Raw genomic sequence first — 15173 nt, forward strand, 5'->3', positions numbered from 1 at the left:
CATGACTTCGCGCCTGAAGCATTCATGAAGCAAAAAGAAAGCGCGTTGAGGTTTGCTGACTTCTTCTTCCTAATATTCGGAAACCGCAAATAGCATGCATTTATTTTAAAATTATATTTTAGACTCCAATACGAACAATAAAGCCGGCAAAAGCCTCCCTACTCCACGCTACTTTCGGACCAAGACCGTAGGCATTAATGCAATTTAAACCGAAAATAGAATTTTGATATTGGACAAAAAGTAATAACTTTGTATTTACAAAATTTAGAGTAATGGAAACAGCAATTATACAAATTGGAAATTCGAAAGGTTTGCGTTTGAGCAAAACAATTCTTTTAAAATATAATATTAAAGACAAAGTTGAGCTTATTCTTGAAAAGGGCCATATAATCCTGAAACCGATTGAATCTCCCAGAAAAAACTGGGAAGATAAATTCAAAAAAATGGCTGAAAGCGGAGATGATCAATTATTGATGAATGGTGTGTTTGAAGATGATGATTTTGATGAATGGATTTAAAACAATATTCCATAGTTCTCGTAAACCTTGATCCGACAATTGGTAGTGAAATTAAAAAAACCCGTCCTTACGTAATAATTTCTCCAAATGAACTTAATAAATATCTAAAAACGATTGTTGTGGTCCCAATGACAACAAATCTCAATAAATACCCTACAAGAGTTTCTTTTAAATCGAGCGGTAAAAAAGGAATGATGGCGATTGACCAAATACGAACAATTGACAAATCACGAATTATAAATACCTTTGATAAATTGACAAGTGCTGAAATAAGGAAATTAAAAGATGTAATAAGAGAAACTTTCGTTGATTAAAAGGTACTAAAAGACACCAAATATTGGATAGAAAACAAAACCTATTCACCTGAAGAGATTGCGATTTGATTTAAACATAAAATTGTATCAATTCACTGCTTTCCCAATGGAAATGGCAGGCACTCAAGAATGATGGCTGATATAATTATTGAATCTATTTTCGGAAAAGAAATTTTTAGTTGGAACAAGTCAAATATGGTTAAAGCGGATGAAACGAGGAAAGTATATATCACGGCATTAAGAGAGGCTGACAATGGAAATATAAATCCTTTACTAAAATTTGCTGAAAACTAAGAACTCCCGCTGTGGCAAAGCCTTCTATCGCTGCGTGACTGGATATTACGGTTCGTTTTGTGCCACTTTGAAAGATCAGGTAAGAACTACCTTGTGGCTACAAACACAGCGTTATGGCCAATAATCCCAGGTTTAGAAGACTTATTTTAGTCCATAATTGACAGTAAACTTAGATTTTTAAATAGACTGATTTTGGGTGCAAGCTCGCCGGAACTCTGAAAGAAAATTTAAACTTTCAATTAGAAAAAGTAATTTTGATAAAAATGATTACGGGAATATGGCAAATGGGATTTGATAACAATAAGCCATATTGGAATTATATCAAATTACCAATAGTAGCATTTTATAGAATAATTGTATTTCATTTTATATATGCGAATAGAAAACTGACTGAAAACATAAATAAAACTGAAAAATATTGTAGCTCATAACCAAGCATTCGTTTGCCGGTAAAGCCTAACACAATAGATCATGAGTCTTTAGCTATTCAACTAAAACAAATTTAGCATAAACAGGAAAATGATCAGATCCAATTTTTGATAATCTCCTGAGAGCCACCACTTGAAATTCTTCGGTTACAAAATAGTGATCCAGCGGCCATCTCATGATCCTTGAATTGGCATCAAAACTACTATAAATCCCTCTCCCCAGCCGCACATTTTTCAAATTGCCACTACTGCCAAACAATCTTGCGGTACGGGACCATGAGACATCGTTAAAATCGCCCGCTACCATAGAAGGGATCTCTTCTTCCGCGACAAAATTGCCAACCTTGAGAAGTGCCACTTCCCCTTCTCCCACGTTGTCTGGATATTTGTCACTGGGCATTGGAGCTACGGGATGCACCCCGTGAAACAAAAATTCCTTTCCGGAATTTAGCTGCACCCTGGCGTGAAAAGATGGCACATCCTTATGTTTGAGATATTTTACCTGCTCATCCAGAAGAGGAAATTTGGAATATAATGCCATCCCGTAGGCCTCCTCATTTGGCTGTTCTATTACATAAGGATAGTTCTTCTTAAGTATCTCCAGCTCGTCCATCCACCATTGGTTGACTTCCATTGCCAGCACCAGGTCAGGATCAGACTCACGAACAACGTTCAAAAATTTTTCTGACTCCCGATTACTGATCAACACGTTTGCCAGAAGAATACTTACGGAATTGTCTTCGGAATAATTTTTACCCGCATCGGGAACTGCTTTTTCTCCAAACCAGTAAGGAAAGATAACTACGGATTGTATAGCTATAGCTGCAACGAGACCCGAGACCAGAAGGATCGATGGCCACTTCCACTTTTTAGCCAAGCCAACAAAGAGTAGCAGGAACACGGTTGCCAGGATCAAATATTGCAGTCGGGGAAAATCCAGCAATTTGGAATACCAGAAAGGCAGGTTATACAAAAGGGATAGCAGGCTGGCGAGGATTACCAGGCAACTTAGTACAATAACAAAATAAAGAAAGACCTTTCTAAAATTCATTTTATAAAATTTATACGAGGGTAATTAAGGTACTAAAAATTTGCAGACCGGGCCCTTTTATGAACCGGGATCTTCCTTTACGGGAATTCAAGAAAGTATAAGGTCTGTTATAGATAGCTATCAGCGGTAACTCCACCTTCTGATGTTTTTTGAAAACTTTTACAAGTCTAAGGGCAGCCAACGGAATCATCCTATAATTAGCACTTATTAAAGAATATATAAATCAAGAATCTCGGGGCAAGCCCGCCCGAACGGTACGGGCAGGCCCGCCTTAATGAAATTGATTTCGGGCAGGCCCGCCTTAAAGAAATTGATTTCGGGCAGGCCAGGGGAATTAAACCCTTATTGAGGGATTAAATTAGATACCCCTGAGGCCGGAAGGTCCTGAATCCCAATCTTCTTCCTACCTTGTTTATCCTGAGCGGAGTCGAAGGGTTACCCCTGCCCATAAGGGACTTGCACCCTCAAGATTAATACTATATCTTAGATAGGAAAAAGATGCCCATGCCGGGCACAAACACAATGTGTATAAAGAATAGCAGAATGAGTGCTAAAACGAAAGTATAAGCATAAAATAAAGGTCTGTAATTATCCGAAAAGTAAGTGTTTAAAAAATCCGCTTCTTTTCATATATTAGGACAAGACTTTTAAGGAACCTTGCTAACATGAAACCGACTGGGACACTTTTATTATCTTCTCCTTCGTTTTCAAATCAACGGAAGTATTCTTAATAATCATAAAAATTTAAAAATGAAAGCACCAAACTTTATTATTGTAGTTGGCACTTCCGCAGGCGGCATGAATGCATTGATTGAATTGGTTTCGCAGTTGAAAGACAGTACAGATGCGGCTTTTTTTATCGTGATGCACTTATCCCGCACAAGTATCAGTGATTTTTTAGTACATAGGCTTCAACCACATACCTCTTTAAAATGTGAAGTAGCAAAAGAAGATGCTAAAATAGAAAAAGGGCATATTTACGTTGCCGCACCCAATCAACATTTACTCGTCAAGAAAAACAAAATTATTCTTGGTCGGGGTCCTGAAGAAAATCGTTGGCGACCTTCAATTGATGTATTGTTTCGTTCAGCCGCTGCCGCATACAGCACACGAGTTATTGGGGTTGTATTAACGGGCTCACTTGATGACGGAACCACGGGCATGTTGGCCATTAAAAGAAGTGGAGGAACCTGCATCGTGCAAGACCCTAACCAAGCAGAATATCCTGACATGCCCCTATCGGTTCTGAATAACATGGATGTTGATTACTGCATTCCGCTCGATCAAATGGGTGAGACATTTTTTGAAATTTCTCAAACGAACCCCAAAGAAATAGCTGCCCCACAAGATGTTATTATTGAATCTGAGATTGCGGAAAGAGTAGTGGTGGATTATGAAAATGTAAAACAATTGGGCGTTAAAAGTATATATGCCTGTCCTGATTGTGGGGGCGGATTGTGGGACATCCCCAAACAAAATGATAACCTGAATGATCCCGATAATCATCGGGACGGGCAGGAAAAATCGGACCGGTACCGATGTCATATCGGGCATTCGTATTCTGAAAAAGATTTGGTAGTGAAACAAGGTGAAATATTAGAATCTACACTATGGATAGCTTTGCGCATTATGGAGGAACGCAGAACGCTCCTGAAGAAAATGGAAGATGATAACAATAAAAACGGTTTATCTAAAATGGCAGCAAGCTACCAGGAAAAAGGAGAAGACATACAGTTTCATGTTAACAAGATGAAAGAAATTTTATTCGCCACCCAAAAGACTTTATAAATCGTTTTGTCAATTTTTATTATTTACTTCGAGGGACACATCTTGGTTGGAAAAGTAAAAACGGCATACAATTGAGGGGATGGCTCCGCCATTAAATGAAGGAGTGAGCCTCTTAAACCACCAGATCCTTCGGCTTCACTCTGGAGATGCCAAGCGGGTCTTCCCAAAAGTAGTTAGGGACAAGTTTTGCTGGGCGGTTTTCGATGATGTGTTTGCTCGTCCAACCACACAGCCTTTCTTCAAAATGTTTTAGCAATCCGGTTTGCGATTAAGATATTTTAACTTTGCGCTTTCCTCTATGCGGTATTAACAAAATTTTAATAGATTTACTTGAAATGTGATAAACTCTACTTATCCCGATTGCATTATATATTCTGGGATAAAAGAAATGGAATATAATACGTTGGCAATAAGCTAAAAATAACATATAAAATGACAATTAGATTTAAGAAAAAAACACTTTTTGGTAATTTAATACTTGGATTACTATGGACTGGAATTGGAATATATAATTTAATAACAGATGACAATTTACGATGGTCAGATTATATATTCTTAGGCCTTGGAATTCTATATATCACTCACTATCTATACGATTTAATTAATCAATATTTGAAAGTAGAAACTGGAACTATTAGAAAGAATATACTATATGGATATGGAAAGAAAATTAACCTAGATGAGATTAATTTGATTAAAAAGAAAGGGAACGATTATATACTAATAACTGAATCTCAAAAATTGAAAATCAAGACGGACTTAATTGAAGAAACGTCGCTTTCCCGGTTGAAAAATATCTTAAAAAAACTGAATTTACCATCTGAAAAAACGCCATTTGCCAACATCAGTTAACAGCAAATAACGGGCTTTCTAGTGAAAAGTATTATTTTAGAGACTAGGTAAAAAACAACAGAATCAACAAGAAACCGTCCGTACTCCACGCCACTTGCGGACCAAGACCGTTACATGCCATATTAAAGATGAGCCATCACGGTATTTCAATATTCAGAAGCATTTTAAGTTGAAAAACAATGAAAATATATAGAGATAATACAAAAATATATGACACCAAATTACTTAAGCTAAACAAGTTATTAAATCGTAATTCATTTCTTAGGCTATTTATTTTTTTAATTTCAAGTATCATTCTTATATACTTGTTTAGTAACGAATTATTTACTCCCTTTTTTATTGTTTTCCCTATTTCAATAATATGTTTTGCTTTAGTTTTAAAGCATCATACCAAAATAGCTTACCTGACAAAACATACGTCATTCCTGAAAAGAATAAATGAATTTGAAATTCTAAGAGAAAAATGTAATCTGGAGGGATTTGATACCGGACATAAGTTCATTAATCCAAATCACCCATACACTTCAGATCTAGATATTTTCGGGCAGCATTCTATTTTTCAGTTAGTTAACAGGACAACTACCGAGTCAGGGAATATACTCTTATCAGAATGGTTGTCTGAACCTGCATCTAATAATGAAATACTTGACAGACAAAAAGCTATAAAAGAATTATCTCAAAAATTAGAGTGGAGGCAAGATTTTCAGGCGGCAGGCATGCACTTTCAAAATAAAAAAAGTGATTATTTTAAACTGTTAGATTGGGTAAAAGAACCTGTTGTTTTATTAAAATATCGAAGAATATATATAGCAGTTGCATTAATCCTTCCTGTTCTGTTATTGCTTGTCTCATACTTTTTTTATGCTAACCTGGGTTCACAAAAGGTGATTATTTATTTTTCTCTCATGATCTTAGTTTTGCTAATCAACTATATGATTTTAAAAAAGGTAAAACCCATGGCGGAGGATATCGTTAAAACCTCAACTAAGAATCTTCAAATTTTAAGGGGTTACCGGACACTTATCAACAAAATTGAAAGTGAAAATTTCAAGTCAAAAAAATTATACGATTTACAATCAGTATTAATCCATGGCAAATATTCAGCATACAATGAAATTAGCAGTCTATGCAAAATATTGGATTTCTCACAACAAAGACCTATACCAAAGGTACCAATAGGTGGAAATGCCATGTATACTCTATTAAACTTTTTCCTGCTATTGGATATTCACTTGATTATTGATACAGAAAAATGGAAAACAAAAAATAAAGCATTTTTAAAATTATGGGCAGACGTAGTTAGTGAATTTGAAGTAATAAATAGTTTTGCAGGTTTTTCATATTCAAACCCATCATATACATTTCCAGAGATAACAGAAAAGAACAACTACGTATATTTTGAGTCGGTGGGGCATCCCTTAATAAATCCAGATAAACGGGTATGTAATAATTTTCTTTCAGAAGGACAAGGTGATGTTGTAATGATTACCGGTTCTAATATGGGAGGAAAAAGCACTTTTTTAAGAAGCGTTGGCGTAAACCTGGTATTGGCATTAGCTGGCGCACCTTGTTGTGCAAAATATGGGCAGATTACTAAGCTGAAATTATTTACCAGTATGAGAACCCAGGATAATTTGAAGGAAGGAGTTTCTTCTTTTTATGCAGAATTAGATAGAATAGAAAAAATGTTGAAATTAATAGAAAGTAATCACAATGTTTTTTTTCTATTGGATGAGATGTTTAAGGGAACAAATTCAAAAGATAGACATAGAGGAGGTTTTTCATTGGTTAATCAAATAAGTAAGCTTAAAACGTCAGGTATTATTGCAACGCACGATATTGAACTTGCAAAACTAGTGGGGAATAATAAGTTAGTTACCAATTATAGTTTTAATAGTGAGATTAAAGATAATTCAATGATTTTCAGTTATGAACTTCACCCTGAAATATGTTATGATTTTAACGCTAGTGAACTTATGAAAAAAAGTGGAATTAATATTTTATCGAATATTTCAAAAAGTGAAATCGAATAAAATACGGCATCTAACAAACTATAACGGATATGGCGGGTTTGATAGAAAAGAGCTAAATTCTTTCTTTTAACAAACAAAACCATCAAGACCACAAACCAGCATCCAAAATTCCGCACCACTTGTCTTTTTGAGAGAGCGTTGGTTGCAAGTTTGAAAAAACTCACAAATGAACTTTAAAGATTTCCCAATTTTAAAAACTGAAAGATTGACGCTTAGGAAATTAAAGGAATCTGATTGGGAAAATATTTCTTATTTACGTTCTGACAAAATTGTAAATCAATTTGTAAAAAGGCCAAACGCTGATACTAAAGAGAAAGCTATTGATTTTATTAAAGAAATCAATTTAAAGATTAACAAAAGCCAGATTATTTACTAGAGTATTTCAAGTCGAAACGATCAAAAAATGATTGGTTCGATTTGTCTTTGGAATTTTTCAAAAGATAAAAAAACGGCAGAAATTGGATATGACTTAAATCCAAAATATCAGAAAACAGGAATTATGGATGAATCTATGAAGGAGGTACTGAATTTTGGTTTTCAAATATTAAATCTTGAGAAAATAGAAGCTTTTACACATAAAAAAAATGAAAGCTCGATTAGTCTATTAATCAAAAACAATTTCATTCTAAATGAGAACAAAATAGATCAGAATAATTTAGAAAATATAATTTTTGAAATATACCGGCCGGTAGCCAACAAAAGCGGTTATCGCAACAGTATATAGCGTCCAATTGATTAAAAAGTGATATTTTAGAGAACAGGTAAAAAACAAAAAAGCCGACAAGAAAGCGTCCCTACTCCCGCCAACTTGTGAAACAAACCACTAGCAGTTATTTTGAAACACCAACTTTAGCATAATGAAGAAAGAGAATAATTACATAGAAATTAATCGACAGTCCTGGAATAACAAAACCGATACACACTTGAAATCGGAATTTTATGACCTTGACAGTTTTTTAAAGGGGAAAACTTCTTTAAATAGCATTGAGCTAGACTTACTTGGAGATGTAAGTGGAAAAACGATTTTGCATTTACAATGCCATTTTGGACAAGATACTATTTCGTTGAGCAGACTTGGAGCAGAAGTTACAGGCGTAGATTTATCAGACAAAGCAATTGAAAGTGCTAAACAAATAGCAAAAGACACAAAATCAAACGCCAATTTTGTTTGTTGTGACATTTACGATTTACCAATACATTTAGACAAACAATTTGATATTGTTTTTACAAGTTATGGAACAATTGGTTGGCTACCTGATTTAGACAAATGGGCAAAAATAGTATCTCAATATTTAAAACCAACCGGACAGTTTGTATTTGTAGAATTTCATCCTGTAGTTTGGATGTTTGACGACAATTTTAAGAAAATTAGTTACAATTATTTTAATTCTGGTGCTATTGTGGAATCCGAAAGCGGGACTTATGCTGACAAAAGTGCTGATATAACACAAGAATCTGTTACGTGGAATCACAGTCTTAGCGAATTAATTAACAGTTTGATAAAAAACGGACTTGAAATTAAATCTTTTGATGAATTTGATTACTCACCTTACAATTGTTTTAATAAAACAACAGAATTTGAAACCAAAAAATATAGAATAAAACATTTAGACAACAAAATTCCAATGGTTTATTCGATTGTAGCAACAAAGAAAAACAACAGCTAGTGGAGTAAACGGATCCACCAGAAACTGAATGAACAAATGACATTGCTATTTCTTGAAACTGAAAATGGTTGGAGAATAGTCCACGAGCATCATTCACCCCTAAACAATACAGAAGAATAAAAACCTGTTACAGCAACGCGTATAAAAAATTGCTATTTTTAGGCTTAAAAAATGATAGTTGCTCGTTTGCTGGCTTCTAAATTTCTTTGGGAAAAGCTAGGCTGGCCATCTCACAATGTTTTTAGACTAAACCTTTTGCGTACTATAAAACCTGGGAGTTTTATGAAATAACTCAACGCACCTAAATCTAACTAATAAATTAGTAGAAATATGACGATAAAAAATACAACAATTACAAAAGGTTTCATCATTGCTGGATTAATGAACGCGTCAGTTTTAATTTTTTCAAGATTATTTACGAATCCTACGATTCCAGAATTTGATCCCAACGTAATGTCCAATTTTGGATTATTAATGATTCTTATTTGGGGATTAGCCTACATGTCTGTCGCAAAAAATTATCACAAAGTAAAATGGCTTGTTGGCATATTTGCCGTTGAAAAATTAATTTATGGATGTGTTTGGACAAACTGGATCCTTAATAATAATATTTCTGATGTTTATGAAAAAGATTTAATGGCTGGAATGTTTTATTCAGTTTATGGAATAAATGATTGGGTATTTTTTGTCTTCTTTATTTACGTCTTCTTACGTCTATCCAAATTGAAAAATGATGGTTGAGCACTATACAAAATATTTAAGATTTGTTTGGCCGGTAAGGGCCAACATTGACTCAGTAGCTCAACAGCGGCTTTCACAAATAGCGGGTAGATTTTCCAAAAAAAATATTAACTCAACCAACAAGCTAGCTTACAAAGGCATTTTAATGGCATTATATCCAGGCGATACCGTAAACCCTAATTTTTTCACTACTCCTAAACCCAGGTTTAAAAAACTTATTTTGGTCTATAACTAACAGTAAACCTGGGTTTTTATTTAGATTGCCGTTATGTGTAAGCATTTTCACCAGATAAGTCACAAAGAATATGATTAATGAAATATACTTTAAGAATTTTCCCGAGTTAGAAAGCGAAAGGCTTTCTTTACGAAAGTTGGAATTGACAGATGCTCCAGAGGTACAAGTAATCCGTTCAGATGAAAAAGTCATGATTTATATGGATTCGGAAAGACAATTGACAACTCAACATTCTGAAAAATTTATATCTGTAAAGTTAAAAATGTATGAAGAAAGGACTGGAATCTTTTGGGCTATTATAGAGAAATCAACCAATAAGTTTATGGGTGATTTTGCGTTTTTCAAAATAGATGGTAAAAATTCCAGAGCGGAGATTGGATATACCTTAAAACCAGAATTTTGGGGAAATGGATTTATGCAGGAAGCAATGTTTAAAATTTTTGATTTTGGATTTAATGAATTAAATCTTCATAGTTTAGAAGCTAATATTAATCCGGAAAACAAGAATTCACGCGCAATATTGACAAAAATGGGTTTCCAGAAAGAAGCTTATTTTAGAGAGAATTATTACTATAATGGTGAGTATTTAGATAGTGAAATTTACTCATTACTCAAATCTCAATTTCAAAAAGCTGAAAAAAATAAAGAATAAAACCTGGAACCAGCACTGCCCATAAGTCTGTTAACCAGCAAATAGCGAGAGGGCAGTGAAAAGTGATATTTTAGAGACCAGGTAAAAAAAACTAAATCAACAAGAAACCGTCCCTACTCCACGCTACCTGTGTTAACCGGAGCCTTGGCGTGATTCAAAAACCTAGGGAATTAAACCCCTAATGAGGGATTAAAACGGAATTAATTTGGAATGTCATTCTAACTATAGATTTTATAACCTTCTATATTAATTACTGCAGTTTAGAAAATTCATCCTCAACTTCATTATTTTTACAAAATGATTATAATAATTGGAGCAGGCTTATCGGGTCTTTTAACAGCTTACCGTCTAAAACAAGAAGGTATTCCATTTAAAATTCTTGAGGCAAGAACTAGGGTTGGTGGGAGAATACATACTGTATATGGAACTGACAATACACCCCTTGAATTGGGCGCGACCTGGTTTGGCACTCAACACAAGTATCTAATAGCAGTGTTGAAAGAATTAGGAATAGATTACTTTGAACAATATATGGAAGGCACAGTCTTTTTTCAGCCCTTCGCTACTTCACCAGCAGAATCTATACAAATTCCCAGTCAACCACCTAGTTACAGGATTTCCGGTGGTACATCCAATCTTATAAACACATTGTACCAAAAATTAGATAAGGATGAAGTATTACTAGATCAACCTGTGAAAGAAATTAAATTCCATGAAAATTCTGTTCAGGTAATTGCGAAAGATGTTTTTGAAGGAAACAGGGTTATTTTGTGCATACCTCCTAAATTGTGGGCGAAAAAAATCTTGTTTGAGCCTCATTTACCAAGTGATTTGATGAATATCGCTACACAAACACATACCTGGATGGAGGATTCCATTAAGGTTGCTTTGACCTATGATCAACCATTTTGGCAACAAGAAAATCTATCAGGAACTTTGTTCAGTAATACCGGACCTATTAACGAGCTATATGATCATTGTAACCACAAAAGATCCAAATACGCACTTTGTGGATTCATAAATGCTTCCTTTAAAAATCTGGCTTATGAAGAAAGGCGAGCTTGTGTTGTTGATCAAATAAAAAATGTTTTTGGAGAGAAAGCCGGAGAGTTTGTTGATTATGAGGAATGCATCTGGAGCGAAGAAGAAAATACTTTTGAAGAATCCAATAGCGCTCCTTATCCTCATCAAAATAATGGCAACCCAATTTTTAATAAGTCCTTTTTTGATGATAAATTATTAATTTCAGGCTCTGAATCAGCTTCAGAATTTCCTGGATATATGGATGGTGCGGTATATTCAGCGAATGTAACTGCTAAAAAAATAGCTGCCGCCCACAAGTAGGTTATCGCAAACAGCGGGCAATCGAGTAAAAAGTGATATTTTAGATACCAGGTAACAAAATAACAAAACCGACAAGAAGCCGTCCCTACTCCACGCTACTTGAGTTACCAAGATTATACAGCATATTGACCCGTCCTGAAATCATGAGAAAAATGATTAGAATAATAACTTATCAGCAAAATAATTCAACATTGTTTCTGCTTCATCCACGTTATTCCCATTAACCGATATATCTGTAAGCCTTGGAAGATGCTTTGCAAAATAAATATGATTGTTGGACATTTCAAAAAGATTAGTGGCTAGGGCGTATGGATATTTAAATTCCGGATTGATTTCTGAAATAACATGAGATACTGTATTTGCTAAGTTTTTATAACTGCTAAAAAAACCTTTTGAGTTCTCTTCGTCTACATCTTTTGTAAGATACGCTTTAACCCCTTCAGATATAACAATATTATGGAGTTTGCTTTCATTAACATATTCAACACCAGGGTTATCTTTTGGTGCAGAAACAAAAGAATGTATAATGATCTTTAGTTTTACCCTCGCATCGCTCACGTTCATAGTATTTATCTGGATAAGATAGCTTACCCATTCCCAATACCAATTAACCAGGAATATCAATAATATATGTTTGTTTTCAAAATAACGATATATCGATGCTTCTGTTGAACCAATTTTCTCCGCTAACTTTTTAAAGGTAAAGGATTCAAAACCAAATTCATCTATTAAGAGAATACTATGTTGAATAATGTTTTTCCCAAGTTTTGAATCTTGTGGATCTTTAAGGTACAAGCCTTCATTTAACGAAAATCTTATTTGTATACTCATTTTTATATATATCCGGTACCCCATCGAAATTAGACTTATTCGGATGAAGTTTTGTTTTGAAATTCAAAGATACGAAAGCATAACAGTTTTTTATGATAGTATCGCTATCATTTTAAAAAGTATTATTATATTTACACCTAGATTTAGGTAAATTCAAAAAAAAATCTGACTATGAGTAAAACTATTTTTTCACATTTAAAAAGTGATATACCATCAAGTATTGTGGTATTTTTTGTGGCATTACCTTTATGTTTAGGCATTGCTTTAGCCAGCGGAGCGCCACTTTTCTCCGGTTTAATAGCTGGAATTATTGGTGGAATTATAGTTGGCGGCTTAAGCGGCTCAAAAATTGGGGTAAGCGGCCCGGCTGCAGGATTAGCAGCAATTGTATTAACAGCCATAGGTACTTTGGGAGGATATGAAAATTTCCTGTTGGCAGTTGTATTAGGTGGTATTATACAACTACTTTTTGGTTTTCTAAAAGCTGGTATAATAGGATATTATTTTCCATCGTCAGTAATTAAAGGAATGCTTACCGGAATAGGAATTATTATCATTCTTAAACAAATACCTCATTTTTTTGGATATGATGCTGATCCCCAAGGTGATTTTGCCTTTTTCCAGGTAGATGGCGAAAACACCTTTTCTGAAATATTTAAAACTGTTAATTATATTCGACCGGGATCTGCATTAATCGGTATTATAGGATTATCGATTTTATTATTATGGGATAAGGTATTGTCCAAAAAATCTAAGATTTTCCAAATAATTCAGGGCCCTTTAGTAGCAGTAGCTATTGGGATTATCTTCTATTTAGTAACAAAATCCAATGATGCACTGGCAATCACTCAATCTCACTTAGTTAGTGTACCTATACCAGACGATGTTTCCTCATTCTTAGGGCAATTTAGTTTTCCTAATTTTGGAGCTATTGGTAATACCGAAATATGGGTTGTTGCATTTACCATTGCTCTGGTTGCAAGTTTAGAAACTTTACTTTGCGTTGAAGCTACAGATAAATTAGACCCTCATAAGAATGTTACTCCTACCAATAGAGAATTATTGGCCCAGGGCACAGGTAATTTTATTTCTGGAATGATAGGTGGATTACCAATTACTCAGGTAATTGTAAGAAGTTCTGCCAATATTCAATCGGGAGCAAGAACCAAGACGTCTGCAATCATACACGGTTTTTTACTTCTAATTTCTGTAATATTAATTCCGCGTTTATTAAATATGATCCCGCTATCTGTATTGGCTGCTATTTTATTGATCGTAGGATATAAGTTAGCAAAACCGGCTTTATTCAAGAAAATGTACGATTTGGGATGGAAACAATCTATACCATTCGCAGTTACCGTTTTAGGTATTATATTTATTGATCTGCTATACGGGATAGGTTTAGGTTTAGCAGTTGGAATTGTAGTTGTTTTGATAAAAAGTTACCAAAACTCACATTTCTTGCACAAGGAAGGAGAAGATGTAGATGACGGAATAATTAAAATGACATTAGCCGAAGAGGTTACTTTCTTTAATAAGGGTGCAATTTTAAAGGAATTGGAAAGCTTGCCTGAGAACTCCAAATTGGAATTGGATGTTAGAAAAACGCGGTATTTAGATAATGATATTATAGAAATTTTAGAGGATTTTGCTTTTAAGGCTAAAGAAAGACACATTGATATCAAATTAATTTCAGAGCGAGGTATTATTGAAAACCCACCCAGCTACATCCAATTTTTCAAACTAAATTCCAAATCAGCATAAATTAAACAATTAATTTAAAAAATAAATTATGAAAGCACATACAAAAGAGACACAAGCTACAATGACCCCAGAAAAGGCATTAAATTTTTTAAAAGAAGGTAATGTTCGATTTCAAAATAATTTAAAAGCGAATAGAAATCTATTGGAGCAGGTAAATGATACCAGCGATGGTCAATTTCCTTTTGCAACTATTTTAAGCTGCATAGACTCAAGAGTTTCAGCCGAATTGGTTTTTGATCAAGGACTGGGAGATATTTTTAGTGTACGCATAGCAGGAAATTTTATAAACGAAGATATCCTTGGAAGTATGGAATTCGCCTGTAAACTCGCGGGAACTAAACTAATTGTGGTTTTAGGGCATACCGCTTGTGGAGCAGTAAAAGGTGCTTGTGACGATGCTAAACTTGGAAATTTAACAAAAATGCTGGCAAAGATTAAACCAGCAGTAGAAGCAGTTAAAGAACCACAAGACACTAGTTTACGCAACTCTTCAAATTCAGAATTTGTAGACAATGTTTCAGCTAAAAATGTTCAACTTTCAATCGATAGAATTATGAAAGAAAGCGATGTTCTTTCAGAAATGCAAAGCAATGGTGAGATTGATATTATAGGTGCTATGTACGATATCAATACAGGTGCAGTTGATTTTTATGAATAAAAA

17 protein-coding genes are annotated in these 15173 nt (G+C 34.3%); 15 read left to right on the forward strand and 2 right to left on the reverse strand.

All coding sequences use genetic code 11. From position 1 onward, the window contains the following. The first annotated feature begins 272 nt into the window (after positions 1-272). From GILLI_RS05680 to GILLI_RS18830, 3 genes are all read left to right on the forward strand, one after another. Positions 273-518: an AbrB/MazE/SpoVT family DNA-binding domain-containing protein gene (locus GILLI_RS05680; RefSeq protein WP_006988150.1), complete on the forward strand. Its 246-nt coding sequence runs from the start codon at positions 273-275 to the stop codon at positions 516-518. Beyond that, positions 509-832: a type II toxin-antitoxin system PemK/MazF family toxin gene (locus GILLI_RS05685; RefSeq protein ID WP_006988151.1), complete on the forward strand. Its 324-nt coding sequence runs from the start codon at positions 509-511 to the stop codon at positions 830-832. The genes GILLI_RS05680 and GILLI_RS05685 overlap by 10 nt, the downstream gene beginning before the upstream one ends. A 129-nt stretch (positions 833-961) precedes the next feature. Further along, a complete protein-coding gene (locus GILLI_RS18830; protein ID WP_245545602.1) occupies positions 962-1126 on the forward strand; it encodes a hypothetical protein in 165 nt (54 codons plus the stop codon). A gap of 483 nt (positions 1127-1609) precedes the next feature. On the opposite strand, the gene GILLI_RS05695 is transcribed toward GILLI_RS18830, so the two are convergent. Further along, a complete protein-coding gene (locus GILLI_RS05695) occupies positions 1610-2605 on the reverse strand; it encodes an endonuclease/exonuclease/phosphatase family protein (RefSeq protein ID WP_006988153.1) in 996 nt (331 codons plus the stop codon). 750 nt (positions 2606-3355) lie between these two features. Here GILLI_RS05695 and GILLI_RS05705 point away from each other — a divergent pair. From GILLI_RS05705 to GILLI_RS05745, 10 genes are all read left to right on the forward strand, one after another. Further along, on the forward strand, positions 3356-4393 hold the full coding sequence (locus GILLI_RS05705) for a chemotaxis protein CheB (protein WP_006988156.1): 1038 nt from the start codon (positions 3356-3358) through the stop codon (positions 4391-4393). 432 nt (positions 4394-4825) lie between these two features. Beyond that, entirely contained in the window at positions 4826-5245 is a 420-nt protein-coding gene (locus GILLI_RS05710) for a hypothetical protein (protein ID WP_006988157.1), read from the forward strand. Between the two features lie 179 nt (positions 5246-5424). Next, the gene (locus GILLI_RS05715) at positions 5425-7278 is read left to right on the forward strand and encodes a MutS-related protein (protein WP_006988158.1); all 1854 of its coding nucleotides are present in this window, start codon (positions 5425-5427) and stop codon (positions 7276-7278) included. A gap of 166 nt (positions 7279-7444) precedes the next feature. Continuing rightward, positions 7445-7654: a GNAT family N-acetyltransferase gene (locus GILLI_RS18835; RefSeq protein ID WP_245545603.1), complete on the forward strand. Its 210-nt coding sequence runs from the start codon at positions 7445-7447 to the stop codon at positions 7652-7654. Between the two features lie 27 nt (positions 7655-7681). Continuing rightward, positions 7682-8002 (forward strand): GNAT family N-acetyltransferase, encoded by a 321-nt coding sequence (locus tag GILLI_RS18840; RefSeq protein ID WP_245545604.1) that lies wholly within the window; start codon positions 7682-7684, stop codon positions 8000-8002. A gap of 133 nt (positions 8003-8135) precedes the next feature. Then, positions 8136-8945, forward strand: a complete 810-nt coding sequence (locus tag GILLI_RS05725; RefSeq protein ID WP_006988159.1) for a class I SAM-dependent methyltransferase — start codon at positions 8136-8138, stop codon at positions 8943-8945. Between the two features lie 36 nt (positions 8946-8981). Beyond that, a complete protein-coding gene (locus tag GILLI_RS19215) occupies positions 8982-9065 on the forward strand; it encodes a nuclear transport factor 2 family protein (protein WP_415830514.1) in 84 nt (27 codons plus the stop codon). A 210-nt stretch (positions 9066-9275) separates the two neighbouring features. Beyond that, entirely contained in the window at positions 9276-9686 is a 411-nt protein-coding gene (locus GILLI_RS05730; RefSeq protein ID WP_006988160.1) for a hypothetical protein, read from the forward strand. A gap of 305 nt (positions 9687-9991) precedes the next feature. Then, on the forward strand, positions 9992-10573 hold the full coding sequence (locus GILLI_RS05740; protein WP_006988162.1) for a GNAT family N-acetyltransferase: 582 nt from the start codon (positions 9992-9994) through the stop codon (positions 10571-10573). A gap of 297 nt (positions 10574-10870) precedes the next feature. Further along, positions 10871-11917 carry a flavin monoamine oxidase family protein gene (locus GILLI_RS05745; RefSeq protein ID WP_006988163.1) on the forward strand — a complete coding sequence of 349 codons (1047 nt, stop codon included), beginning with the start codon at positions 10871-10873 and terminating at the stop codon, positions 11915-11917. Positions 11918-12073: 156 nt separating this feature from the next. On the opposite strand, the gene GILLI_RS05750 is transcribed toward GILLI_RS05745, so the two are convergent. Further along, the gene (locus GILLI_RS05750) at positions 12074-12748 is read right to left on the reverse strand and encodes a TetR/AcrR family transcriptional regulator (protein ID WP_040506858.1); all 675 of its coding nucleotides are present in this window, start codon (positions 12746-12748) and stop codon (positions 12074-12076) included. A gap of 171 nt (positions 12749-12919) precedes the next feature. Between GILLI_RS05750 and GILLI_RS05755 the strand changes: the two genes are divergently transcribed. Both GILLI_RS05755 and GILLI_RS05760 read left to right on the forward strand, forming a co-directional pair. Continuing rightward, on the forward strand, positions 12920-14512 hold the full coding sequence (locus GILLI_RS05755; RefSeq protein WP_006988165.1) for a SulP family inorganic anion transporter: 1593 nt from the start codon (positions 12920-12922) through the stop codon (positions 14510-14512). A gap of 28 nt (positions 14513-14540) precedes the next feature. Then, positions 14541-15170 carry a carbonic anhydrase family protein gene (locus tag GILLI_RS05760; protein WP_006988166.1) on the forward strand — a complete coding sequence of 210 codons (630 nt, stop codon included), beginning with the start codon at positions 14541-14543 and terminating at the stop codon, positions 15168-15170. The last annotated feature ends 3 nt before the right edge of the window (positions 15171-15173 follow it).

This window comes from Gillisia limnaea DSM 15749, from assembly GCF_000243235.1.
Taxonomy (GTDB): Bacteria; Bacteroidota; Bacteroidia; order Flavobacteriales; family Flavobacteriaceae; genus Gillisia; species Gillisia limnaea.

What these genes read in the sequence shown, in the direction of transcription:
- GILLI_RS05755 (WP_006988165.1), top strand. Translation starts at nt 12,920, where the DNA reads ATGAGTAAAACTATTTTTTCACATTTAAAAAGTGATATACCATCAAGT.
- GILLI_RS05715 (WP_006988158.1), top strand. Translation starts at nt 5,425, where the DNA reads ATGAAAATATATAGAGATAATACAAAAATATATGACACCAAATTACTT.
- GILLI_RS18830 (WP_245545602.1), top strand. Translation starts at nt 962, where the DNA reads ATGATGGCTGATATAATTATTGAATCTATTTTCGGAAAAGAAATTTTT.
- GILLI_RS05710 (WP_006988157.1), top strand. Translation starts at nt 4,826, where the DNA reads ATGACAATTAGATTTAAGAAAAAAACACTTTTTGGTAATTTAATACTT.
- GILLI_RS05730 (WP_006988160.1), top strand. Translation starts at nt 9,276, where the DNA reads ATGACGATAAAAAATACAACAATTACAAAAGGTTTCATCATTGCTGGA.
- GILLI_RS05695 (WP_006988153.1), bottom strand. Translation starts at nt 2,605, where the DNA reads ATGAATTTTAGAAAGGTCTTTCTTTATTTTGTTATTGTACTAAGTTGC.
- GILLI_RS19215 (WP_415830514.1), top strand. Translation starts at nt 8,982, where the DNA reads ATGACATTGCTATTTCTTGAAACTGAAAATGGTTGGAGAATAGTCCAC.
- GILLI_RS05705 (WP_006988156.1), top strand. Translation starts at nt 3,356, where the DNA reads ATGAAAGCACCAAACTTTATTATTGTAGTTGGCACTTCCGCAGGCGGC.
- GILLI_RS05760 (WP_006988166.1), top strand. Translation starts at nt 14,541, where the DNA reads ATGAAAGCACATACAAAAGAGACACAAGCTACAATGACCCCAGAAAAG.
- GILLI_RS05740 (WP_006988162.1), top strand. Translation starts at nt 9,992, where the DNA reads ATGATTAATGAAATATACTTTAAGAATTTTCCCGAGTTAGAAAGCGAA.
- GILLI_RS05725 (WP_006988159.1), top strand. Translation starts at nt 8,136, where the DNA reads ATGAAGAAAGAGAATAATTACATAGAAATTAATCGACAGTCCTGGAAT.
- GILLI_RS18840 (WP_245545604.1), top strand. Translation starts at nt 7,682, where the DNA reads ATGATTGGTTCGATTTGTCTTTGGAATTTTTCAAAAGATAAAAAAACG.
- GILLI_RS05750 (WP_040506858.1), bottom strand. Translation starts at nt 12,748, where the DNA reads ATGAGTATACAAATAAGATTTTCGTTAAATGAAGGCTTGTACCTTAAA.
- GILLI_RS18835 (WP_245545603.1), top strand. Translation starts at nt 7,445, where the DNA reads ATGAACTTTAAAGATTTCCCAATTTTAAAAACTGAAAGATTGACGCTT.
- GILLI_RS05745 (WP_006988163.1), top strand. Translation starts at nt 10,871, where the DNA reads ATGATTATAATAATTGGAGCAGGCTTATCGGGTCTTTTAACAGCTTAC.
- GILLI_RS05680 (WP_006988150.1), top strand. Translation starts at nt 273, where the DNA reads ATGGAAACAGCAATTATACAAATTGGAAATTCGAAAGGTTTGCGTTTG.
- GILLI_RS05685 (WP_006988151.1), top strand. Translation starts at nt 509, where the DNA reads ATGGATTTAAAACAATATTCCATAGTTCTCGTAAACCTTGATCCGACA.